This window comes from Binatus sp. (SeqCode) (assembly GCF_049584895.1).
In the GTDB taxonomy this organism is placed as follows: domain Bacteria; phylum Desulfobacterota; class Binatia; order Binatales; family Binataceae; genus Binatus.
This window is the reverse complement of the sequence record NZ_JBAUYR010000036.1, coordinates 72,625-91,767: the sequence shown is the minus strand read 5'-3', so window position 1 is coordinate 91,767 and position 19,143 is coordinate 72,625. Positions and strand designations below refer to the sequence as shown.

Genomic DNA, 19,143 nt, shown 5'->3' with positions numbered 1-19,143 from the left:
AAACGGGAAGTGATAACAAATGAACACCACAGAACCTCAGGCCTCCAGCACCACGCTCACGACCACGAAGATTCATCCGCCACTGCTGGTGGGCACGCTTCTGCTGGTCACGCTCGCGCTGCACTTCATGCTGCCCGAGGAGCGCGCGGTGGGATGGGAGCAGTTTATCGGCTTGCTGTTCGTTGCGGCCGGGGTGGGCGTGATGTGTTTCGCTGCCGCGATTTTTAGCGCGCGCGAAACCACAAGGAATCCATACGGCGAGCCGACCGCCTTCGTCGCGCTGGCGCCATACACCTGGACGCGAAATCCGATGTATCTCGGTCTCGCGACGACGTTATTCGGACTGGCGATTTTCTTCGGATCGATCGTGATGCTGCTCGCGCCGGCGGTTTTCTTTGCGGTGATCGATCGAATCGTCATTCCGCGCGAAGAAGAAACGATGGAGCGGCGCTTCGGCCAGGAGTATCGCGACTACACGTACCGGATCCGGCGATGGGTCTGAAAATTCAGCAACACTCGGCTGCGCAAGCGGAACGCGCTCGCGGCTGAAAAGGAGAACGAAAGTGTTATCAAGGTTTTTCAAATTGATCGGAGGCAAGTTCAGCCGCTGGATTAAAGCGCGCGAGGCGCGCGACCCCGAGGCGGTCTACGAATCCGCGATCTCGGATCGCGTGCGCCGCTATCATCAGCTCAAGACTGCGGCGGCCGGCGTCATCTATATGCGCAACAAGCTCGAACGCGAGCTGCGCGAAAAGCTCGCCGAAATGAAGGAAGTCGACGAGGAAGCGGGGCAGGCCGCCGACATGAACGAGGATCAATGCGCGCTGATTCTGATTCAGCGCAAGCATATCCTCGACGGCGATTGCACTCGCCTGCGCGAAGAGCTCGGCGAGCTGACGACGGAAGCCGAGGACGCGAAGAAGAATCTGATCTCGTTCAAGGGCGAGATCGAAAAGCTCAAGGTCGAGAAAGTTCGGATGATCGCACGAATGCGGAACGCGCAGGCCCGGGTGCGAATCCAGCGCGCGCTCGAAGAGATCTCGTACGATGACGACGTCCGCGCGCTCGAAGAAGTGCGCGAGTCGATTCAGCGGGTGCTCGCGCAGGCAGGCGTCAATCACGAAATCGCAGGCTCCGAGCTCGGCGACAAGCTCGAGGCAATCCGCGTGCGCAACGCCGAGGCCAAGGCCCAGGCCGAGCTCGCGGACCTGAAGCGCAAGCGCCGTCCGCCGCTGGCGCCGATGGATATCTTCACCGCAGCGGCCAACGCCGCCGCCAACGGCGACATCAAGCACGCGAACTGATGCTGTCATGGTGAGTCTAGCCATCTTTTCCGGAAACAAGATCGACGGGAGCATGCTCCATCGTGGAGAGTCGTTTTTTGGCCTTGCTCTTTTCGGCGGACTTGACCTGGACCTCACCTCCGCGCCGCCTGAGCTTGCCGTTACCGTCGTCGCCATATTCGGCGGAGCAAAAGTGAGAGTGCGTCCCGACGAAGAGGTGGTGTGTGGCGGCTTTAGTGTGTTCGGCGGGCGCAATATCGATCTGCGCAGGCGGCCAACAGCTGCGAACAGTTCGGAGTCGAGCGCTACGACAAATGACGACGAGGACGCTCCTCTACCGTTGGACATTCTTGCGTACGCGGCGTTCGGAGGCGTCACCGTTAAGCGGGCGAGTGCTGAATTTGATTGATCAATCACCAAGATTGGGAACTATGAAAACAGGAACGACAATCGTTGCGGCACTCTCACTATTCGCGCTGCTTGGCTCTGGATGCGGTCGTGGGCCGCATCCCGAGCCGCCGGGCCGGCCAGGAGAATCCGCTGCAGGGTCGAAACAGTCGCACGACGTCTTTGCAAACAGCGTGTTTGGCTCCGTCGATATAAAGGAGACGACCGATCTTTGCGCCGGTCGCGTGCAACTCGCTCAAGGCAACGCGACCGTCAACGATACCTGCTTCACCGGCGACACCAACATCGTGTTGTGCAGCGACGCATCGTCAGCCAGTGCGGTCCAATGCGCCGCCACGAATGGGAAGCTGGTGCTGGCAGGCAACGGCAGCGACCAGATCAACTACGCGCGCGTCCGGTGACGCCTAGCGGCGGAATATCGCCGAGTCCGCGATCGGCAGGCCCAGCGCGTATCGCCGCAGCCAGTCGAGCGCGACTTGCGACGTTATCAGTTTGATCCAATCGCGAGTGCCGCGGAACTGGTATCGACGCGTGAAGTTTTGATCGTCGGCTGACAGCGCGATGCATACCGTGCCGACCGGCTTGTCCGGAGTACCGCCATCAGGGCCCGCGATTCCCGACGTCGCGACCGATACGCTCGCGCCCGTGCGCTTGCGAACGCCGGCCGCCATCTCGCGCACACATTCCTCGCTGACTGCGCCGTGCGCTTTCAGCGTGTCTTCCGAAACGCCGAGCACGCCGGACTTCACGTCGTTGGAATAGGTGACGAGGTCGCCAACGAAATATTGCGAGCAGCCCGGAATGTTGGTGATGCGATGTCCGATCAGTCCGCCGGTGCATGATTCCGCGACTGCCACTGTAAGCTTTTTTTCGATGAGAAGACGGCCGACCGTTTCCTCCATCGAGGTGTCGCCTTCGGCGTAGATGAATTGCGAGATTTTCTCGCGCACGCGATGCGCCAGCTCCTCGAGCTTGCGATCGACTTCGCCGGGCTTTCCTTCGACTCTGATCTTCAGCGAAATCTGCGGGAAGCTGGCGCGGAACGAGACCTTTGCTTCCGCCGGCTTGATCAATCCCGCGACCGCTTCGTCGAGCGCCGACTCGCTCATGCCGAAGGTCTGGAAAATCTTGACCGCGTAAACCTGGTCGGTGCCGCGATTTGCCGCGATCCACGGTATCACCGTGTTTTCCATCATCGGCTTCATCTCGCGCGGCACGCCCGGCAGCACGATCAGATGCGCAGTGTGACCGCCGATCGTCACCGGCATCCTGAAGCCTGGCGCGGTGCCGAGAGGATTCTGAATGATGGTCGCGCCTTCGGGAAAGTCCGCCTGCTTGAGATTGTTCTCGGGCATCGGGCGGCCGATCGAGGCGAACAACCTCTTCATGTGATCGACGGCGGCCTCGTCGCGGCGCAACTTCACGCCCGCGACGCGCGCGATCGTTTCGGTAGTCAGGTCGTCGGCCGTCGGCCCGATGCCGCCGGTCGAAATCACGACGTCGCCTTTCTCGATCGCGGTGCGCCATGCCCATTCCAGGCGATCGAGAACGTCGCCGACCGTAATCACCGCAACCAGATCGATTCCAATTTCCGCGAGCTTGTCGGAGAGGTAGTTGGCGTTGGTATCGACGACCTTGCCGGTGGTGATTTCATCGCCGGTGGAAAGAATCACAGCGTTTTGAATCATCGGGAACTCCTTGCGGGCGTGCATCTTCAGAGAATGCGCACGAGCACGTGCAGCACAATATTCGCATAGATCGCGGCTGCCAAATCGTCGAGCATCACGCCCGCGCCGTTGCGCATCCGGCGATCGATCCAGCTCGCGGGCCACGGCTTGACCACGTCGGCAATTCGGAAGAGCAGAAATCCGACCATCATCCAGCCGAACGTGATCGGATTGCCGAACATGGTCGCCGCCATCCCGAGGACTTCGTCGATCACGATGCGCGAGTCGTCGTGATTATCGAAAATCTTCTCGGCACGATCGGAAATCCAGCACGCAATCGCGAATGCGATCGCGAATATCAGCAGGCATAGCGCCGGCGAATAAGCCCACAGCGGCCCGAACACGAGCCACACCACGACGAGCCCGACGACAGAGCCTGCAGTCCCCGGCGCGATCGGAGCGTAGCCGGAATATATTCCGGTGGCGAAGAAGATGATGAGTGCGCGCATTCGGCGGTGGTCAGCTTGTAGTCAGCGTCACGGGATCATCTTCAGCCCCGACTTCGACCGATGCGACGCCGGCGACACTCTGCGCGACTCCGATGACGAGATTGTCCCACGGTGGCACCAGACCGGGACCGCTCACGCGCACGCATCCCGCCGAGCAATTCACCGACATCTGCGTGTCGCCAATTTTCGGATGCGCGACCAATGCCGCGTGCACCTGCGCCGCGATCGCCGCGTCGGCCATGCACCTGGTTCGCTCCGGATTGCGCTCGCTGTCGATATGAGTCGCGAGCGCCGCGAGAGTGTTGGCATGTGACGCGAGCGAGAGCCGCGAGGTATTGATTACGAGATCGTAAATCGCGGGGTCTTCAATATCCTGGCCGAAGAGAGTTTGAATGCGTGCTTTAACTTCCGCGTCGAAGTCACGAACGCGTTTGTCGGCCGCAGCTGGAGCGAGCTTTTCTTCTTTCGCAACCTGCTTGATGCGAGTGGCCACTGGAGCCATCGTGCGCACCCTGATGCCGCATCCGCCCTCGGGAAGAAAGTGCGACGAACCGCGGCCCGCCACGACGATCCGATCCTGTGCAGCTTCTTGCAGGAAGACGGCCCGATAGTATGCGGCGAAACGGCCAGTGTCGGTCTTCCGCTCCCAAAAATGCGGGCTGTGCACGTCGAACCATTTCATCTGATCGGCGTCGACGTTGAAACGCTTGGCCGTCTCGGCGATCAATTGCTCGCCGGTCTGGAAACGATACCCCAGCTCGCGCGCGGTGAGCTCACCGAGCTCGATACCCCTGCTGCCAATCTGCTGACTAATCGCGATAACCGCCATCGATGCTTTCCCCAAGCGAGCGAGTTTTTCTTTTCACTCGATCCCCGAGGCCATCTTAGGTTGATGCCCGCTAAAACTTCAAACCATCGATTGTCAGAGTTTGTGGCCCCGATATGCGCACTTTTCGCGGATATCAGGTTTTCCAAGAATGCTCGCGAGCAGGTAGCGTCGTTGCTGTTGACCATATTCGATTACGTGCCAGCTGTGGATGGCTGACCGAGAGGTTTGTCGATTGACAACGCCTGCTCTCGCATATTACGGTTAGCCTGACTGCAAAGATTGCAGCCTTATCGAGAGCGGCGGAGGGACATGGCCCGCTGATGCCGCAGCAACCGGCCCGTGATGGGTGCTGGTGCTAACTCCTGCAGGGGTTCTCCGCGCGAGAGTCTCCTGGAAGATAAGGCGAGAGTATCAAGCCCTCGTCCTATCGTCTCCGCAGGATTTTTCACCAACAGCTCGTAACCACCGACCGCGATGCACTCTCGACTGGCGGGAGATGCGCGAGTAGGTGGCTAAGGATCGAATACTGATCGTCGGAATGGGTGGACTTGGGGTCCCCGCATCCTGGGCGCTCGCGCGAGCGGGTGCACAGCGAATGACGCTCGTCGATCCTGACCCGGTCGAGCTGTCTAATCTCGCGCGCCAGGTCATCTATCGCGATCGCGATATTGGTATTTCGAAAGTTGAAGCTGCCGCGCGATGGCTGTTCGAGCGATTCCCTGATGTCAAAGTTGAGCGGCATGCCGTTGCGCTCGATGAGTCCAATGCGGCGCGACTCGTCGGCGCGCACGATTTTGTGATTGACGCGACCGACAGTCCCGTTGCGAAATTTTTGATCAACGACATGTGCATCGTCGCCCGGACGCCATTCGTTTACGGCGGCGTAGTCGGGATGAACGGGCAGGCGATGACGGTGATTCCCGGCGAGACTGCGTGCATCCGATGCGTGTTCGAGACGCCGCCCGATGAAGACGAAATCCAGAGCTGCCGCGAGGCGGGAATCGTCGGTCCGGTTGCGGGCGCGATCGGCGAGATGCAGGCGACGGAGGCGATGCGCGCCTCGCGCGCGCAGACGTTCTCGCTCTCAGGAAAAATTCTTACATACGACGCGTCCGGCCCGAGCCGGGTGCGTATTACGTCGGTTAGTCCGCGCCCCGGATGCGGTTGCGGCGCATGGAAACAGGAGAGCGAATCGCAGGCGCAGGGCAGGTAAATAAGAATCGAGGAAACGATGAGCTACATCACCAATCTGAAATGTCGCGAGTGCGGCCAGGAGTATCCGATAAGTCCGCTCCATGTCTGCGAGACCTGCTTCGGGCCGCTCGAAGTCACCTACGACTACGCGCGGATTCGCGCGGCGATCTCGCGCTCGATTATCGAGAAGCGGCCGCACAATCTGTGGCGCTATCGCGAATTGTTGCCGGTCGATTTCAACGAAAACGAGGTCGTCGGCCCCAACTCCGGCTTCACCCCGCTGCTGCATTGCAAGCGGCTCGGCGCGGAGCTCGGCCTGAAGCATCTCTATATAAAGGACGACACCGTCAACCATCCAACGCTGTCGTACAAGGACCGCGTCGTCTCGGTGTCTATCACCAAGGCGCGCGAGTTCGGCTTCACTACCGTGTCGTGCGCGTCCACCGGGAACCTGGCTACCGCCGTCGCGGCACACGCGGCGCGCGCGGGACTGCAATGCTACATCTTCATGCCCGAAGGGGTGGAGGCGGGAAAAGTAGTCGGCTCGACGATCTACGGCGCGAAGGTAATCACGATTCGCGGCAACTACGACGACGTCAACCGGCTGTGCAGCGAGATCGCGGACAAGTACGGCTGGGCCTTCGTCAATATCAACCTGCGTCCTTTCTATACTGAGGGCGCAAAGACCTTTGGCTTCGAAGTAGCGGAGCAGCTCGGCTGGCGCTTGCCGGATCACATTGTGGTGCCGACCGCCGGCGGCACGATCCTGCCGAAGATCGCCAAAGCATTTAAGGAGATGAGGGAAGTCGGGCTGATCAAGACCGGCGAATTCAAGATTCATTCCGCGCAAGCCGCAGGCTCCGCGCCCGTGATCCACGCGCTGCACAAGGGTACCGACCTGATAACGCCGGTGAAGCCCGACACGATCGCGAAGTCGATCGCGATCGGAAATCCTGCCGACGGCTTTTACGTGCTCAAGGCGGTGCGCGATTCCGGCGGATGGGGCGACGTCGCCACCGACCCGGAGATCATCGACGCGATCAAGCTGCTCGCACGCACCGAGGGAATCTTCGCGGAACCGGCCGGTGGCACCACGCTCGCGGTCGCACTCAAGCTGGTCAAGCAGGGGCGCATCAAGCCCGACGAAACCGTGGTCGTGTCGATTACAGGCAACGGCTACAAGACGCTCGAAGCGGTTGCGAGCGCGATCGATCAGCCGTCGATAATCGACGCGCGCCTGAAAGATTTCGATGCGCTCTTCGACCGGCTAACCAACGGAAAACGAACAGCCAACAGCGCCGCCTAGCCTTGTTTGGGTTTTGCGGCGAGCATAAGTGTAGGAATTCAATCAGGAGGCTAGTCCCCGAACATGGCAGTACGAGTCAGAGTCCCAACCCCACTTCGCAGGTTTACCGCGGGGGTCGATGAAGTTCCGGCCGACGGCGCGTCGATCAAGGCGGTAATCGAAGATCTCGAACGGCGTCATCCGGGGATGCGCGAGCGACTGCTCGATGAAAAAGGCGACATCCGCCGCTTCGTCAATATTTATTTGAATGGCGACGACATTCGCTTCCTCGATGCGATCAACTCCAAGGTAAAGGATGGCGACGACATCTCAATCGTTCCCGCGATTGCCGGCGGACGTTAACCGCGGCGCATCGGCCGACGTGCACGAGCGCGTCGTTGCGCTCGATGAGATCGTGCCGGTCGGGCGCGCGAATAGCGTGCTCGATCTGGTCGGCAATACTCCTTTGCTCGAGGTCTCTCGCCTGACTGCGGGACTGATTCCGGCGGGCGTGCGAATCTTCGCCAAGCTCGAGGGCTTCAACCCCGGTGGCTCGGTCAAGGATCGGCCGGCGAAGAAAATGCTCGAAGTCGGAATCGCCGACGGCAAGTTGAAGCCCGGCAAGGTGATTCTCGATTCGACTTCGGGCAACACCGGAATCGCGCTGGCGATGCTCGGGGCGACGCTCGGCTATCCGGTCGAGCTGGTGATGCCGTCGAATGTCAGCCGCGAGCGCAAGAAAATCGTCGAGGCATACGGCGCGAAGATTCATTTTTCGGATCCGATGGAAGGGTCCGACGGCGCGATCGTGATGTGCCGCAAGCTGATCGCGCAGAATCCCGAGCGCTACTTCAAGCCCGATCAGTATAACAACGAGGCCAACTCGCTGGCGCATTTCGAGACCACCGGCCCGGAAATCTGGCGTCAGACGCGCGGACAGGTGACCCACTTCGCCGCCGCGATTGGCACCGGCGGCACCATCATGGGCACCGGCAGATTTCTGAAGTCGAAGAATCGCGCGATCAAGGTGATCGCGGTCGAACCCGACGACGCGATGCATGGACTCGAAGGCCTCAAGCACATGGCGAGCTCGATCGTGCCGGGCATCTATCACGAAAAAGAGCTCGACGACAAAATCCAGGTCGGCACCGAAGAGGCGTACGAAATGGTCTACGCGCTCGGGCAGACCGAGGGCATCCTGGTCGGGCAATCGTCGGGAGCTGCGATGATCGCGGCGCTCAAGCTGGCGCGAACGATTCGCGAGGGCACAATAGTCACCGTGTTCGCAGACTTCGGCGACAAATACCTGTCGACGAATTTGTGGATCGGATGGCAGGAATGGCGTCCCGAGCGCCTGCAACAAGTTATCGTCAAGTGGCAGAAGAAGTAACCGCAAAATGGAACGTATCCACGAACGCTACTACCTGAGCTATCCGCGCACGCTGATCAAGGAGCCGATCCTTTACCAGCTGGTGAAGAAGTTCGATCTCGTTTTCAATATTCGCGGCGCCAGCGTGTCCGAGGAGATGGGCCTGGTCGCGGTCGAGTTCGAAGGCAACTCCGATCAGATCGAGCGCGCGCTGACGTGGCTGCGCAGCACCGGCGTCACGGTCGAGCCAATCGAAAAGAACGTGATCGAGTAGGTCGCGCGTGCGCGATGAGTCTCACCGACGCGCAAATCGATCGCTATAGCCGCCAGATAATCGTGCCGCACATCGGCGGCCGCGGTCAGGAACGTTTGCTCGCCGCGCGGATACTGCTTGTCGGCGATGCGCGCGATATCGAAGCGCCGCTCGCCTATCTGATTGGCGCAGGAGTCGGAACGATTTGCCTGAAGCTATCTGGTGATCGAACTGTATTCACAGAAAAAAGTGAATTGAACGCCGACGTGTCCGTCACCATCGCCGATGAATCAAAAGGGCGCATCGACTTGGCTCTCATAATCATCGGAAGCGACTCAGCGCGAAAAGCTGCTGACGAGATCGCTAGTAATCGCGATGTGCACGCGGCAGTGATCGGGCGACTCGATGCGCCCGGAAAAATCACCATCATCCCCGATGCGCACGTCCAGCGAACCGTCGACGCAGAATTCGGCACGCGCGCAGAAGCCGCGGGTTTCATCTCGATGCTCGCAACTACTGAGGCATTCAAGCTGATAGCCGGCTACGCGGAAAATCCAACGCGGACAACCATCGAATTCGACGGTTATGAGACCAGGGTTCGCGTCAATTCGTGATGTACAAACTCTGGATGTTCGATTTCGACAACACGATCGCGCGGCTCGAGCCCGAGGTCGATTGGGCCGGCGGGCGGCTCATTCTCGAGCCCTACCTGCGATCGGTCGGAGCGCCCGATGAATTGTTTGCACGAATCCCGCGCGGCAATCTCCCGCTCTACGACGCGTACCGCAATCTGGCACTCGCAGAGTTCAGTCCGCCGCACATGGCCGAAGCGCTTCGGCACGCTTCGGAAATAATCGAAGAGATCGAGCTGGCCGGAATCGATCGCGCGCAACCGCTTGAAGGGGCAATCGAAATACTCGCGGCACTAAAGGCGAGCGGCGCCAGCATCGCGATCGTGACGTCAAATTCTTCGAAAACAGTTCAACGATGGTTCGACCGAAACGGCGTCACTTCAATCGATGCGATCATCGGTCGCGACACTCTGCTCGGACTCAAGCCAGCGCCCGACATGTTAGTTCGCGCGCTCGAATCATTTTCCGTCGATCGATCCGATGCCGCATTCGTCGGCGACAGCGAAGCCGACGTCCACGCCGCGCAAAATTGCAGCGTGCGATTCTACGGAATCGCGCCGACCGATAGCGCTCGAGATCGATTGCTCGCGGCCGGCGCCACCGAAATATCCGCCTCTCCGGCTGCTCTCGCGATTCACCTGAATCTTCCGAGTACAAAGAGCTAGTGACCCTCAAACGGGCTAGCCTTGTTTCCTTCCATAAGATTAAGTAACTTGTAGGGCTCAGTAAGTAATCTATTCTTAAGGGAGCATCAGTTTTAGCCGATGGATCAAGGGTTTACCTTGTGGTTTACGGGCCTGTCCGGAGCGGGAAAGTCGACGTTGGCGAACCTCGTCGCCGCGGAATTGCGCAAACGCGGGCATCGCGTCGAAATCCTCGACGGCGACGAAGTCCGCACCAATCTCTCCAAGGGCCTCGGCTTTTCCAAGGAGGATCGCGACATCAACATCCGGCGCATCGGCTACGTGTGCCATCTGCTGGCGCGCAACGGCGTGATCTCGATCTCCGCGGCGATTTCGCCCTACCGCGAGGTGCGCGACGAAGTCCGGCGCAATCACGATCGGTTCTTCGAAGTCTACGTTCGATGCACGATCGACAAACTGGTCGAGCGCGACGTGAAGGGGCTCTACAAGAAGGCGCTCGCGGGCGAAATCAAATCTTTCACCGGAGTGTCGGACCCTTACGAGGAACCGCTGAAGCCGGAACTGATCGTCGATAGCAGCACCGAGACCGTCGATCAGAGTCTCGGCAAGTTGCTCGGGCGGCTCGAGGAGCTCAACTACATCAACAAGGGAGCACGGCGATGAGTGTGCGCGACGACGCAATTTCGGCGCACGGCGGTGGCGAGCTGGTCGATCTGAAAGCGCCGGCCTCCGAGCGCGCGGCACTGGCGACGCATGCGGCGAAACTCGCGAAGGTCACGCTCAATGCTCGCGACATCGCGGACCTTGAGATGCTCGCGTCGGGCGCGTTCTCTCCGCTGACCGGCTTCATGGGCGAGGCGGACTACACCCGCGCGCGCGACGAGATGCGGCTTGCGTCGGGAGTGCCGTGGTCGATTCCAATAACGCTCGGCGTCGACGAGGCGACCGCGAAGTCGTTAAAGACGGGAAGTGAGATCGCGCTCGCGACTGAAGACGGCGAGCGGCTGGCGATTCTCAAGCTCGCGGAAATTTACAAGGTCGATCGGAAGAACGAAGCGCAGAACGTCTTCGGCACTTCGGAGGACGCGCATCCGGGAGCCAAGAACGTCACCTCGATGCCGCCGTACTGCCTCGCGGGCAAGGTCACGTTGATCGAGGAAATACCGGGGCGCACGTTCCTTGAGTTTCCGCGCGAGCCGCGGCAGACGCGCGCGGCGTTTCGCGAGCGTGGATGGAAAAAGATCGTCGCCTTCCAGACTCGCAACCCGACCCATCGCGCGCACGAGTATATTCAGAAAGCGGCGCTCGAAATCTGCGACGGACTGATGATTCATCCGCTGGTCGGCGAGACCAAGGGCGACGACGTGCCCGCCGCAGTCAGGATGGAGACTTACAAGGTGCTGCTCGACGCGTACTACCCGAAGGACCGCGCGATGATCGGCGTGTTCCCGGCGCACATGCGCTACGGCGGCCCGCGCGAGGCGATACTGCATGCGATCGCGCGGCGCAACTATGGCTGTACGCATTTTATCGTCGGGCGCGATCACGCCGGCGTCGGCAATTACTACGGCAGCTACGACGCGCAGAAGATCTTCGAGCGGTTCAAGCCGGAGGAACTCGGGATCACGCCGCTGATGTTCGAGAACACTTTCTACTGCAAGCGGTGCAACTCGATGGCGTCGTACAAAACCTGCCCGCATTCAGATGCAGACCGCGTGATACTATCAGGCACGAAAGTCCGCGAGATGCTGCGCGCAGGCGAAGCGCCCCCGCCAGAATTCACACGGCCAGAGCTTGCGGCGATCCTCGTGAAAGCGATGCACGACGCGAAGTAGGCAGCAATCAACGAGCACGAGCTGGCGCTCGCAGAGAGTTGCACGTTGCAAGCTTGCATCTTGAGTCGCGGAACCCTCACCTACCGGCCGCGATGCGGCCGGCCGCCTCTCCCGTAAAACGGGCGAGGTAAAGATTCAGCAGCTCCACCTTCCGCCCCTACAAGTTCTAACAGGGACGAAGTCCCGCATCTTTTCTCTTCCCCTCACTAAAGTGCAGGGGTTACCCCTGCCCAAGGAAGTTTGAAACCCACGGCGGGTTTCATTTCGATCAAGTTCCTTGCTTCAGCGCGCGCGCCTGGGCCTCGCGTTTGGCGCGGGCGGGGTCGCCGGACCAGGTCCAGGCGTGTTCGGTGCGGCTTACGCCGATCAGTACGCCCAGGAATGCTGATGGGTGGATGAAGAGTTCGGCGAGGCCGGCTTCGTCGCGAGTGTGGGCGGCGAAGCGGGAGCTGCGCGCTTGCAGGCGCTGCTCCAGGGCGCCGACGTCGTCGGTCTCGACGAAAAACATGTAGAGCGAGTCGCCGCGGCGTTGATGGAAGCGGCCCATCGCGAGGTTGGGATCGATGATTTGCGCGATTTCGATTCTGTCCAGGCGCGCGGGAGGATCGAACAGCGTGAGCGTGCCGGTATAGCCGAACTGCTTGCTCTCGATAGGGCTGAACTTCGTGGCGTCGAGATCGAAGATGCGCGCGTAGCGTTCGGATGCCGCCTTCCAATCGGCGACGACGTTGGTGACTTCGTAAACCCACTTGATCGCGCCGACCGGAGCGCGTTCGTGATGCTGCGAGATAACGGTACGCATCCCGAACGTCGCGCCGGAGTCGAGATAGAGCTGTCCCGCGGATTGATCGAAGTTGACGCCGCTCTTCGTAAGATGGTGCGCGGCCGCGTCAGTATCGTCGACCGAAAATCCTGCGCCGAAAAGTCCGCTGCCCCATTTCGAGACGAAGTCCTGGACCGCGCCTGCGCCGTCGGGTTCGAGAAGTTCGATGAGACTCGATCCCGCTTGCATCGTGGATCGCCTGGCGGCGAGCGGCGCGGCCTCGTCGCGACGGACGAGCTCGCCACCGAAGACTTCCTCGACGACCTCCTCGGCCGCATTGCGGTTCGCGACTGCTATCTGAACCCGGTCAACGCGTTTGAGCATCTTCGATTCTTTCCCCTTGCATTATTGAAGCGGCGGCTCGTCGTCGGCCGGCGCGATCACCGGCGAGCCATGATGCATCACCATGAACCATCCATTGCCGACGCGCTCGAAGACGTTGGTGGCGAGCACGCTCGATCGCTGAGTGCCGTCGTAGCCGCGCTGGGTCAGGTTTTCCTCGACCACGACGATTGCGAGGTCGCCGCTGATCATCACTTCGATCTCGCCGAGGTCGAACTTCATCTCGAACACGTTGTCGAGGATGCCCTCCCAACTCGCCATGATCGGACCCCATCCGGAGAGTTTGCGATGGCCGGGATGGATGCAGATGATGCGCGGGTCCTTGAGCCAGACGGCTTCCATCTTTTCGGCATCGAGGCTTTCGAAGGCGTCGTAGAAGGCGCGGTTGGCGGCGAGCACTGATTCACGATCTGACATCGAATTTCTCACACCGATAAGCGAAGCCTAACCCTCGGCGTCTTTACGTGGCAACCCGGGCGGGGCTCAATCAGCACCAGCAGACTCAGCTGGTTGTCGTGTCGCGCCTTGACTCTAACGGTCTTAACGAATAGATATATATAGACACCGATATAGGGAGAACATCATGAAAGACCTGGGACGTTTGCAAAAGACAGTATTGGATAGAATCAAGTCCGCCAGCGAGACGGCGGACGGTGCGGCTCTCGGAGTTCTTGGACCCATCATGGGTCAAATGGATGAGATGCACGATCGATGGCTCGCAATGCTCGGTGCAGGCCCGACTGGCGCGTCTGAATCCTCTTCACGTTTGGATCCCCCAAGCTCGAACGGGAGCGCCCCGATCACCCGCGCAGAATTCGATGTCACCGGGCACCGAATTCGAGACGCAGAATTTGTGGGCGAGCACTTGAGAGTTTCAAATTATAAAGATTTGCTGATGGCGGTAATCCATCGACTCCAAGCCCTTCATCCGAATGACTTTGATACGAAGGCACGTCAAATCTCTGGACGCTATCCCTACTTCTCGACCGATCAAACGGAGCTACGATCTCCAACGAAGATCGAGCGAAGCACGCTGTTCGTCGAAACGAACCTGAACTCAAGACTCATAGTCGAAATCTGCAGACGCCTCGTCGTGGCGATGGGACACTCTGCGGACCAATTGAAGCTGGACGTGGAACCGGTGCGAACGCGATCGCGACTGGGAAAGAAAGAGATTTGACACACCCAAAGCACTAGATCCGAACTGGCGGGGAACCCGCAAGGAGCCGAAAAAAATGCGTTACCCAGATTATCAAGATATGGACGAACCACTGCTCTGCTTCATCTACCTGAATGGGGGATCAGGCTTCGCTGTTCGATCTCGCACTGTTTACGAGCCGCTAGCAGAACTTTTCGGACTCACGCAGGCAGACCAGAAGCGCTCTCGTCCCGATGGGCATGCGGGAGTGCACTGGCATAATCGAGTGCAGTGGGAGCGCCAAAGATTGATCAACAAAGGACTTCTCGACGGTTCCACGCGAGGTGTCTGGCGACTTTCGCCCGCCGGGATTGATCGTGCATCGCTCGTCTTGGGTATTTGTTGAGCAACATAAGACGCTATTCCACGGGGCGCGTGTTTTTCTCTGCGAGTAAGGCGCCTGATGCTTTGAATCGAATTGCGTCGGCGATCAGCGTTGCGATTTTGTGGGCGGCTTCAGGGATTGGAATACCGCCGCGGTGAATGTTTGAAATTACGGTGCGGTCGGGTTCGATCGATTTGAGTGAAGGTCGATAGATCACGTAGGTGCTCAGGCTCTCGGCGGTGACTAGGCCGGGGCGCGCGCCGACGACCATGCATACGATATCGGGGCGCAGGATTTCGCCGAGATGGTCCTCGATTCTGACGCGCGCGTTGCGAATGAAGATGGGCTTCAGCAGGCGGTATCGCGATGTGAGCAACTTGGTCAGTGCTCGCAGCAACGGTGCTGCGTTTTTCTCGACGGCAGCGGATGAGAGGCCATCGCCTATGCATAGCAGGATGTTTGGGAACCTAACCCCTAACCCCTTCCCTCGAGGGAAGGGGGACCGGATTGGAGGAGGCTTGAGGCGCGCGATGCGCGTTGCGTCGGCGTCGGTGAGGCGGCGGCCGAGTTCGGGGTAGCGGATGTAGTCCTCGCGCGTGAGCGCTTGCGAGTGAACTTCAAGCAGGTTGTTGCGGCGCGGCCAATCGGGTGCAACTTCAATCATGACGGCGTCGACGGCGCGCGCATGATCGGCGCGCAGCGCTAGCATCGCGGCCGTGGTGTAGCGCGGGCCCGCGCGGCCGAGACCGAGGCGCGCGGGGGTCGATTTGCGCATCGTGTCGAAGTCGGAGCTCGCGCCGGGTTCGGGTTTTCTCAAGGCTGGTCCATCACATCACGATTCGGGCGTCGCCGGCGCGCTCGGTCAGGCGGCCGTCGCGGATAATCCCTCGACGCTCGCACCAATCTTCGAATTCGGGCGCGGGACGGAGATTCAGGACCTGCCGCAGGGCGGCGGCGTCGTGATAGCTGGTGGATTGATAGGAGAGCATCACGTCATCGCCCATCGGCACCGCCATGAAGTAGTTGCATCCTGCGGCAGCGAGCAGGACGGCGAGATTCTCGCAGTCGTTCTGATCGGCGCGAGCGTGATTGGTGTAACAGGCGTCGGCCCCGTGCGGGACGCCGAGCAACTTGCCCATCAGGTGATCCTCGAGGCCGGCGCGGGTGATCTGTTTTGCGTCGTAAAGATATTCGGGGCCGATGAATCCGACCACGGTGTTGACGAGCAGCGGCGAGTAGCGACGCGCGAGCCCGTAGCATCGTGCCTCGAGCGTGACCTGGTCGGCGCCCTCGTGCGCGCCGGCGGACAACTCCGAGCCCTGCCCGGTTTCGAAGTACATCAGGTTGGCTGAGCGCAGACGGCCGGTCTCCCGAATCATCGCGTAGCCGTCGTCGAGCATCGCAACCGTGATGCCGAAACCGGCGTTGCCCTTCTCGCTGCCCGCCAGGCTCTGGAACATGATGTCCATCGGGGCGCCGGCTTCGAGTGCGCGCATCTGGGTGGTGATATGGCCGAGCACGCAGTTCTGCGTCGGCACGCCGGTGCGATCGATGATGTCGGCGGTGAGTTCGAGCAGACGGCGGAGGTTGTCGGGATCATCGATGCACGGGTTGATTCCGATGAGCGCGTCGCCGGTCGCGTAGGCGAGGCCTTCATAAGTTGCGGCGGCGATTCCGGTGAGATTGTCGCGCGGATGGTTGGGTTGCAGGCGGGTCGAGAGCCGGCCCGCGAGTCCGAGCGTGGTGCGCGCGTGAGTGACGACGCGAATCTTCGACGCGATCGCGATCAGATCCAGATTGGTGCACAGCTTGGCGACCGCGGCAGCGATCTCCGCGGTGATGCCCCGGCCGGCGGTGAGAATAGTGTCGCCGGTGGTGTCGTCGTCGAGCAGCCATTCGCGAAACTCGCCGACGGTCTTGCTGCGCACGGCGGCGAATGCGTCGCGGTCGAGCGCGTCGTCGATGACGCGGGTCACCTCGTCGCGATCGTACGCGACCACCGGATTCTCGCGCAGGTCGTTCAACGTGAGATCGGCGAGCACGGTCTTGGCTGCTATACGTTCCTGTTCGGAGCGTGCGGCGATTCCCGCCAGTTCGTCGCCCGAGCGCGCTTCGTTGGCACGCGCGAGCAATTCCTTGACGGAGCGGAAGCGGTAGGACTTGCCGAGCAGTCGGGTCGATAGTTTCATCCTGCGGCTATGCGTCAAAATGAAAAACGCGAACGCTGCTGATGAGAGCGTCGCGCCATTCGATCAGTTCGAGCACATGCGGAGGATTTGCGGCGTCGAGATTCGAATGGCGCCGGTATTCGATCGCCGCGCGATCGCCGGATTCCGTGACGCTGAGGATTTCGAACATCAGTTCGGTGTAGCGCTCGAGGCCGCGGCGCGCGTACACGCCGATTTCGTGATGGCCCTGGAGCGAGAGCCGGCCCAACTGCGGATAAATTTTCGCGATGAGCGCGCTCTGATGAGTTGCGTCGCGAGTGTAGAGGGCGACGACGCGCGCGGGGTCGCGGCTTTCCCACGCGGACTTCCATGCTTCGACGCGGGCACTTACGGTGGGCATAGAGACAACCTAACGCGGCGCGAGCTTAAGTGGAAATGGTGCGCGTGAGGGTATCATCACAGCTTTTCATCGGCGGCAGGAAGGTGATTTTATGACGAAGTCCCGCATCTTTTCTTATTTCTAAAGTGCAGGGGTTACCCCTGCCGAAGGAAGTATGAAACCCATCGCGGGTTTCATTACAATAACGTGGGCTCATGAAAATCATCTCCTTCGGCGACGTGCACATGGCGACTCGCAATCTCGACCGGATGGGCGAGGTGATGCGCGATTGCGATCTGGTGATTCTATCCGGCGATCTCACCAACTTCGGCGGCGTCGACGACGCGCGCAAAGTTATCACCGACGTTCGCCGCGCATGTCCCGCCGTGCTCGCGCTCCCCGGCAACCTCGACCAGCGCGAAGTGATTCCATTTCTCGAAGCAGACGGAATCGCGCTGCACGGCAAGGGCCGCGTCGTCGGCGGAGTCGGCATCTTCGGATGCGGCGGGTCGAACATCTCGCCGTTCGGCACGCCGACCGAGTTCACCGAGGACGAAATCTACGCGACGCTGCGCGCCGCCTACGAATCCGTGCGCGACGTGCGCCCGCTCCTGATGATTTGTCATCCGCCGCCGTTCGACACCAAATGCGATCGAATCATGAGCGGCAAGCCGGTCGGCAGCACCGCCGCGCGCCAATTCATCGAAGAAGTGAAACCCGACGTATGCATTTCGGGGCACATCCACGAATCCGCCGGCGTCGACAAAATCGGTCCGACGCAGATTTTCAACGCAGGCCCGTTCAAGGGCGGCGGCTATATAGTCGTACGCACGATTGACGGTGGCGATAGGCTGGACGCGAGGCTCGAATTTCTTTGACGTGCCGATAGTTTCTCGAGTCGACCAATCCGTTCGAATGTACGCTGAAAAAATTGCCAACGGATGGCCGCTGGTGCTGCGCAACTCGTTCCGGCTACTGTGGCGCTTCCGGCCCGGACGCGCCGCGAAGTAGGGCGCACATTTTTTCCGAAGGAGATTCGCTTTAGCATGGCTGCGACTGACGATGTTCGTTTGAAGTTCGATCACGTTTCGATCGCGGTGAAGTCCATCGACCGCGCCTACGAATTTTTCTCGAAGTACTTTCCGATCAAGCTGCGCGGCGCCAAATCGCTCGACGAGCAGGTCAGCGGATCATTCTACTGGCAGGATTTTCATCTCGGCGGTTTCGTGGTCGAGCTGATCGAGGACCCGCCCGGCAAACCCGGCTTCGTCACCAGGTTTATCGAGCGGCATGGCGAGGGGATGCATCATTTGTCGATCGAGACCGACGGTCTCGACCGGCTCGTTGCGAATCTGAAAGCCGGTGGAGTGCGCGTGGTCGACGAGCAGAAGTACGACTCAGGATCCGCGACCGCGTTCATTTCACCGCGCTCGGCCTTCGGCGCGTTGATTCAGTTCTGGCACACGCCGAATTGGGAAGAGAAACATCCCAAGCCGGCGCCCGACGGCCTCGCGTATTTCGATCACGTCTCGCTCGCGGTCAAGGACATCGCCGCGGCCTACAATTTCTTCACTCGCTATTTTCCCGGCACGAAAATCAGCCACGAGATTCATACCAGCAATTCCGAGGGCAACTTCGACCTCGGCCATCTCGAGGTCGCGGGATTCAAGCTCGAATTCATTCAGAGCCCGGCGCGCAAGGTCGACAACGACTTCGTCGGCAAGTTTATCGCGCGCTACGGCGAGGGGATGCATCACGTGTCGATCGACCTAAAGGATTTCGACGAGACCCGTGAAAAGCTCAAGCGCGACGGCGTCCGCGTGGTGGACGAAAAGCGCAACTGGCGCGGCGAGCGCCAGTATTTCATCTCGCCGCAATCAGCCTTCGGTGTCCTGATCCAAATCTGGGACGGCCTGCAGTGAGTGACCCTTTTTTTCCGGTCCACCCTCCCACTATGGACGGGGTTAGGTTGCTCAGCATCGAGCAGGATGCGAAATTCT

The 19,143-nt window shown here is 60.3% G+C and carries 25 protein-coding genes and 1 riboswitch; of the genes, 17 read left to right on the top strand and 8 right to left on the bottom strand.

Translation table 11 applies throughout. The features are described 5' to 3' along the window. Positions 1 to 19 precede the first annotated feature (19 nt). The 4 genes from WB650_RS06815 to WB650_RS06800 all read left to right on the top strand — a co-directional run bounded on the left by WB650_RS06815 (position 20) and on the right by WB650_RS06800 (position 2,092). Complete coding sequence (locus WB650_RS06815; RefSeq protein ID WP_422300928.1) at positions 20 to 502, top strand: methyltransferase family protein; 483 nt, start codon at positions 20 to 22, stop codon at positions 500 to 502. Positions 503 to 563: 61 nt separating this feature from the next. Beyond that, the gene (locus tag WB650_RS06810; RefSeq protein WP_422293518.1) at positions 564 to 1,304 is read left to right on the top strand and encodes a PspA/IM30 family protein; all 741 of its coding nucleotides are present in this window, start codon (positions 564 to 566) and stop codon (positions 1,302 to 1,304) included. A 52-nt stretch (positions 1,305 to 1,356) separates the two neighbouring features. Then, positions 1,357 to 1,692 (top strand): hypothetical protein, encoded by a 336-nt coding sequence (locus WB650_RS06805; RefSeq protein ID WP_423959916.1) that lies wholly within the window; start codon positions 1,357 to 1,359, stop codon positions 1,690 to 1,692. A 22-nt stretch (positions 1,693 to 1,714) separates the two neighbouring features. After that, positions 1,715 to 2,092: a hypothetical protein gene (locus WB650_RS06800; RefSeq protein WP_422300926.1), complete on the top strand. Its 378-nt coding sequence runs from the start codon at positions 1,715 to 1,717 to the stop codon at positions 2,090 to 2,092. A 3-nt stretch (positions 2,093 to 2,095) separates the two neighbouring features. On the opposite strand, the gene WB650_RS06795 is transcribed toward WB650_RS06800, so the two are convergent. The 3 genes from WB650_RS06795 to WB650_RS06785 are packed head-to-tail and all read right to left on the bottom strand — an operon-like array spanning position 2,096 to position 4,696. Then, positions 2,096 to 3,379 carry a competence/damage-inducible protein A gene (locus WB650_RS06795; protein ID WP_423959914.1) on the bottom strand — a complete coding sequence of 428 codons (1,284 nt, stop codon included), beginning with the start codon at positions 3,377 to 3,379 and terminating at the stop codon, positions 2,096 to 2,098. 26 nt (positions 3,380 to 3,405) lie between these two features. Further along, positions 3,406 to 3,867, bottom strand: coding sequence for a phosphatidylglycerophosphatase A (locus WB650_RS06790; RefSeq protein ID WP_422300924.1), 462 nt, complete (start codon positions 3,865 to 3,867; stop codon positions 3,406 to 3,408). A 10-nt stretch (positions 3,868 to 3,877) separates the two neighbouring features. After that, the gene (locus WB650_RS06785) at positions 3,878 to 4,696 is read right to left on the bottom strand and encodes an AAA family ATPase (protein ID WP_422300923.1); all 819 of its coding nucleotides are present in this window, start codon (positions 4,694 to 4,696) and stop codon (positions 3,878 to 3,880) included. A gap of 284 nt (positions 4,697 to 4,980) precedes the next feature. Beyond that, positions 4,981 to 5,100, top strand: a riboswitch (SAM riboswitch). Positions 5,101 to 5,204: 104 nt separating this feature from the next. On the opposite strand from WB650_RS06785, the gene WB650_RS06780 reads away from it, so the two are divergent. The 9 genes from WB650_RS06780 (at position 5,205) to sat (ending at position 11,908) form a co-directional block, all read left to right on the top strand. Next, on the top strand, positions 5,205 to 5,909 hold the full coding sequence (locus tag WB650_RS06780; RefSeq protein WP_422300922.1) for a HesA/MoeB/ThiF family protein: 705 nt from the start codon (positions 5,205 to 5,207) through the stop codon (positions 5,907 to 5,909). An 18-nt stretch (positions 5,910 to 5,927) separates the two neighbouring features. Continuing rightward, entirely contained in the window at positions 5,928 to 7,196 is a 1,269-nt protein-coding gene (locus WB650_RS06775) for a threonine synthase (RefSeq protein WP_422300921.1), read from the top strand. A gap of 63 nt (positions 7,197 to 7,259) precedes the next feature. Further along, positions 7,260 to 7,538, top strand: a complete 279-nt coding sequence (locus WB650_RS06770; RefSeq protein ID WP_331585008.1) for a MoaD/ThiS family protein — start codon at positions 7,260 to 7,262, stop codon at positions 7,536 to 7,538. After that, positions 7,492 to 8,565: a PLP-dependent cysteine synthase family protein gene (locus tag WB650_RS06765; protein ID WP_423959911.1), complete on the top strand. Its 1,074-nt coding sequence runs from the start codon at positions 7,492 to 7,494 to the stop codon at positions 8,563 to 8,565. The genes WB650_RS06770 and WB650_RS06765 overlap by 47 nt, the downstream gene beginning before the upstream one ends. Positions 8,566 to 8,572: 7 nt before the next feature. Continuing rightward, positions 8,573 to 8,818 carry an NIL domain-containing protein gene (locus WB650_RS06760; protein ID WP_422301687.1) on the top strand — a complete coding sequence of 82 codons (246 nt, stop codon included), beginning with the start codon at positions 8,573 to 8,575 and terminating at the stop codon, positions 8,816 to 8,818. A gap of 14 nt (positions 8,819 to 8,832) precedes the next feature. Next, complete coding sequence (locus WB650_RS06755; RefSeq protein WP_422301689.1) at positions 8,833 to 9,411, top strand: hypothetical protein; 579 nt, start codon at positions 8,833 to 8,835, stop codon at positions 9,409 to 9,411. Beyond that, positions 9,411 to 10,094, top strand: a complete 684-nt coding sequence (locus WB650_RS06750; protein WP_422301691.1) for an HAD family hydrolase — start codon at positions 9,411 to 9,413, stop codon at positions 10,092 to 10,094. Before WB650_RS06755 ends, WB650_RS06750 begins: the two co-directional genes overlap by 1 nt. 99 nt (positions 10,095 to 10,193) lie before the next feature. After that, a complete protein-coding gene (gene cysC, locus WB650_RS06745) occupies positions 10,194 to 10,736 on the top strand; it encodes an adenylyl-sulfate kinase (protein ID WP_422302833.1) in 543 nt (180 codons plus the stop codon). Then, positions 10,733 to 11,908, top strand: a complete 1,176-nt coding sequence (gene sat, locus WB650_RS06740; RefSeq protein ID WP_423959908.1) for a sulfate adenylyltransferase — start codon at positions 10,733 to 10,735, stop codon at positions 11,906 to 11,908. The genes cysC and sat overlap by 4 nt, the downstream gene beginning before the upstream one ends. A gap of 268 nt (positions 11,909 to 12,176) precedes the next feature. On the opposite strand, the gene WB650_RS06735 is transcribed toward sat, so the two are convergent. Both WB650_RS06735 and WB650_RS06730 read right to left on the bottom strand, forming a co-directional pair. Continuing rightward, positions 12,177 to 13,055 carry a VOC family protein gene (locus tag WB650_RS06735; RefSeq protein WP_423959907.1) on the bottom strand — a complete coding sequence of 293 codons (879 nt, stop codon included), beginning with the start codon at positions 13,053 to 13,055 and terminating at the stop codon, positions 12,177 to 12,179. Positions 13,056 to 13,076: 21 nt separating this feature from the next. Continuing rightward, positions 13,077 to 13,490, bottom strand: coding sequence for a YybH family protein (locus WB650_RS06730; protein WP_423959905.1), 414 nt, complete (start codon positions 13,488 to 13,490; stop codon positions 13,077 to 13,079). A gap of 166 nt (positions 13,491 to 13,656) precedes the next feature. Here WB650_RS06730 and WB650_RS06725 point away from each other — a divergent pair, with 166 nt between their 5' ends. Both WB650_RS06725 and WB650_RS06720 read left to right on the top strand, forming a co-directional pair. Next, entirely contained in the window at positions 13,657 to 14,253 is a 597-nt protein-coding gene (locus tag WB650_RS06725; protein ID WP_423959903.1) for a hypothetical protein, read from the top strand. Between the two features lie 55 nt (positions 14,254 to 14,308). Beyond that, a complete protein-coding gene (locus WB650_RS06720) occupies positions 14,309 to 14,617 on the top strand; it encodes a winged helix-turn-helix domain-containing protein (protein ID WP_423959901.1) in 309 nt (102 codons plus the stop codon). A gap of 13 nt (positions 14,618 to 14,630) precedes the next feature. Here WB650_RS06720 and eutC read toward each other — a convergent pair whose 3' ends face one another. Genes eutC through WB650_RS06705 form a run of 3 tightly spaced genes read right to left on the bottom strand, consistent with a single transcriptional unit; the run spans position 14,631 to position 17,164 of the window. Continuing rightward, positions 14,631 to 15,413: an ethanolamine ammonia-lyase subunit EutC gene (eutC, locus tag WB650_RS06715; RefSeq protein ID WP_423959899.1), complete on the bottom strand. Its 783-nt coding sequence runs from the start codon at positions 15,411 to 15,413 to the stop codon at positions 14,631 to 14,633. Between the two features lie 10 nt (positions 15,414 to 15,423). Continuing rightward, a complete protein-coding gene (locus WB650_RS06710) occupies positions 15,424 to 16,785 on the bottom strand; it encodes an ethanolamine ammonia-lyase subunit EutB (protein WP_422303052.1) in 1,362 nt (453 codons plus the stop codon). A gap of 7 nt (positions 16,786 to 16,792) precedes the next feature. Continuing rightward, positions 16,793 to 17,164 carry a nuclear transport factor 2 family protein gene (locus WB650_RS06705; RefSeq protein WP_422303053.1) on the bottom strand — a complete coding sequence of 124 codons (372 nt, stop codon included), beginning with the start codon at positions 17,162 to 17,164 and terminating at the stop codon, positions 16,793 to 16,795. Positions 17,165 to 17,358: 194 nt separating this feature from the next. On the opposite strand from WB650_RS06705, the gene WB650_RS06700 reads away from it, so the two are divergent. Then, positions 17,359 to 18,021: a metallophosphoesterase gene (locus tag WB650_RS06700; protein WP_422303054.1), complete on the top strand. Its 663-nt coding sequence runs from the start codon at positions 17,359 to 17,361 to the stop codon at positions 18,019 to 18,021. Between the two features lie 168 nt (positions 18,022 to 18,189). After that, positions 18,190 to 19,065 (top strand): VOC family protein, encoded by an 876-nt coding sequence (locus tag WB650_RS06695; protein ID WP_422303055.1) that lies wholly within the window; start codon positions 18,190 to 18,192, stop codon positions 19,063 to 19,065. Positions 19,066 to 19,143 lie beyond the last annotated feature (78 nt).

Excerpts from the sequence above, each read along its gene's own strand:
- WB650_RS06775 (WP_422300921.1), top strand. The coding sequence starts at position 5,928 with ATGAGCTACATCACCAATCTGAAATGTCGCGAGTGCGGCCAGGAGTAT.
- WB650_RS06785 (WP_422300923.1), bottom strand. The coding sequence starts at position 4,696 with ATGGCGGTTATCGCGATTAGTCAGCAGATTGGCAGCAGGGGTATCGAG.
- sat (WP_423959908.1), top strand. The coding sequence starts at position 10,733 with ATGAGTGTGCGCGACGACGCAATTTCGGCGCACGGCGGTGGCGAGCTG.
- WB650_RS06815 (WP_422300928.1), top strand. The coding sequence starts at position 20 with ATGAACACCACAGAACCTCAGGCCTCCAGCACCACGCTCACGACCACG.
- WB650_RS06755 (WP_422301689.1), top strand. The coding sequence starts at position 8,833 with ATGAGTCTCACCGACGCGCAAATCGATCGCTATAGCCGCCAGATAATC.
- cysC (WP_422302833.1), top strand. The coding sequence starts at position 10,194 with ATGGATCAAGGGTTTACCTTGTGGTTTACGGGCCTGTCCGGAGCGGGA.
- WB650_RS06695 (WP_422303055.1), top strand. The coding sequence starts at position 18,190 with ATGGCTGCGACTGACGATGTTCGTTTGAAGTTCGATCACGTTTCGATC.
- WB650_RS06750 (WP_422301691.1), top strand. The coding sequence starts at position 9,411 with ATGTACAAACTCTGGATGTTCGATTTCGACAACACGATCGCGCGGCTC.
- WB650_RS06765 (WP_423959911.1), top strand. The coding sequence starts at position 7,492 with ATGGCGACGACATCTCAATCGTTCCCGCGATTGCCGGCGGACGTTAAC.
- WB650_RS06705 (WP_422303053.1), bottom strand. The coding sequence starts at position 17,164 with ATGCCCACCGTAAGTGCCCGCGTCGAAGCATGGAAGTCCGCGTGGGAA.
- WB650_RS06805 (WP_423959916.1), top strand. The coding sequence starts at position 1,357 with ATGCTCCATCGTGGAGAGTCGTTTTTTGGCCTTGCTCTTTTCGGCGGA.
- WB650_RS06770 (WP_331585008.1), top strand. The coding sequence starts at position 7,260 with ATGGCAGTACGAGTCAGAGTCCCAACCCCACTTCGCAGGTTTACCGCG.
- WB650_RS06790 (WP_422300924.1), bottom strand. The coding sequence starts at position 3,867 with ATGCGCGCACTCATCATCTTCTTCGCCACCGGAATATATTCCGGCTAC.
- WB650_RS06700 (WP_422303054.1), top strand. The coding sequence starts at position 17,359 with ATGAAAATCATCTCCTTCGGCGACGTGCACATGGCGACTCGCAATCTC.
- WB650_RS06730 (WP_423959905.1), bottom strand. The coding sequence starts at position 13,490 with ATGTCAGATCGTGAATCAGTGCTCGCCGCCAACCGCGCCTTCTACGAC.
- WB650_RS06720 (WP_423959901.1), top strand. The coding sequence starts at position 14,309 with ATGCGTTACCCAGATTATCAAGATATGGACGAACCACTGCTCTGCTTC.
- WB650_RS06710 (WP_422303052.1), bottom strand. The coding sequence starts at position 16,785 with ATGAAACTATCGACCCGACTGCTCGGCAAGTCCTACCGCTTCCGCTCC.
- WB650_RS06795 (WP_423959914.1), bottom strand. The coding sequence starts at position 3,379 with ATGATTCAAAACGCTGTGATTCTTTCCACCGGCGATGAAATCACCACC.
- WB650_RS06725 (WP_423959903.1), top strand. The coding sequence starts at position 13,657 with ATGAAAGACCTGGGACGTTTGCAAAAGACAGTATTGGATAGAATCAAG.
- WB650_RS06760 (WP_422301687.1), top strand. The coding sequence starts at position 8,573 with ATGGAACGTATCCACGAACGCTACTACCTGAGCTATCCGCGCACGCTG.
- WB650_RS06735 (WP_423959907.1), bottom strand. The coding sequence starts at position 13,055 with ATGCTCAAACGCGTTGACCGGGTTCAGATAGCAGTCGCGAACCGCAAT.
- WB650_RS06800 (WP_422300926.1), top strand. The coding sequence starts at position 1,715 with ATGAAAACAGGAACGACAATCGTTGCGGCACTCTCACTATTCGCGCTG.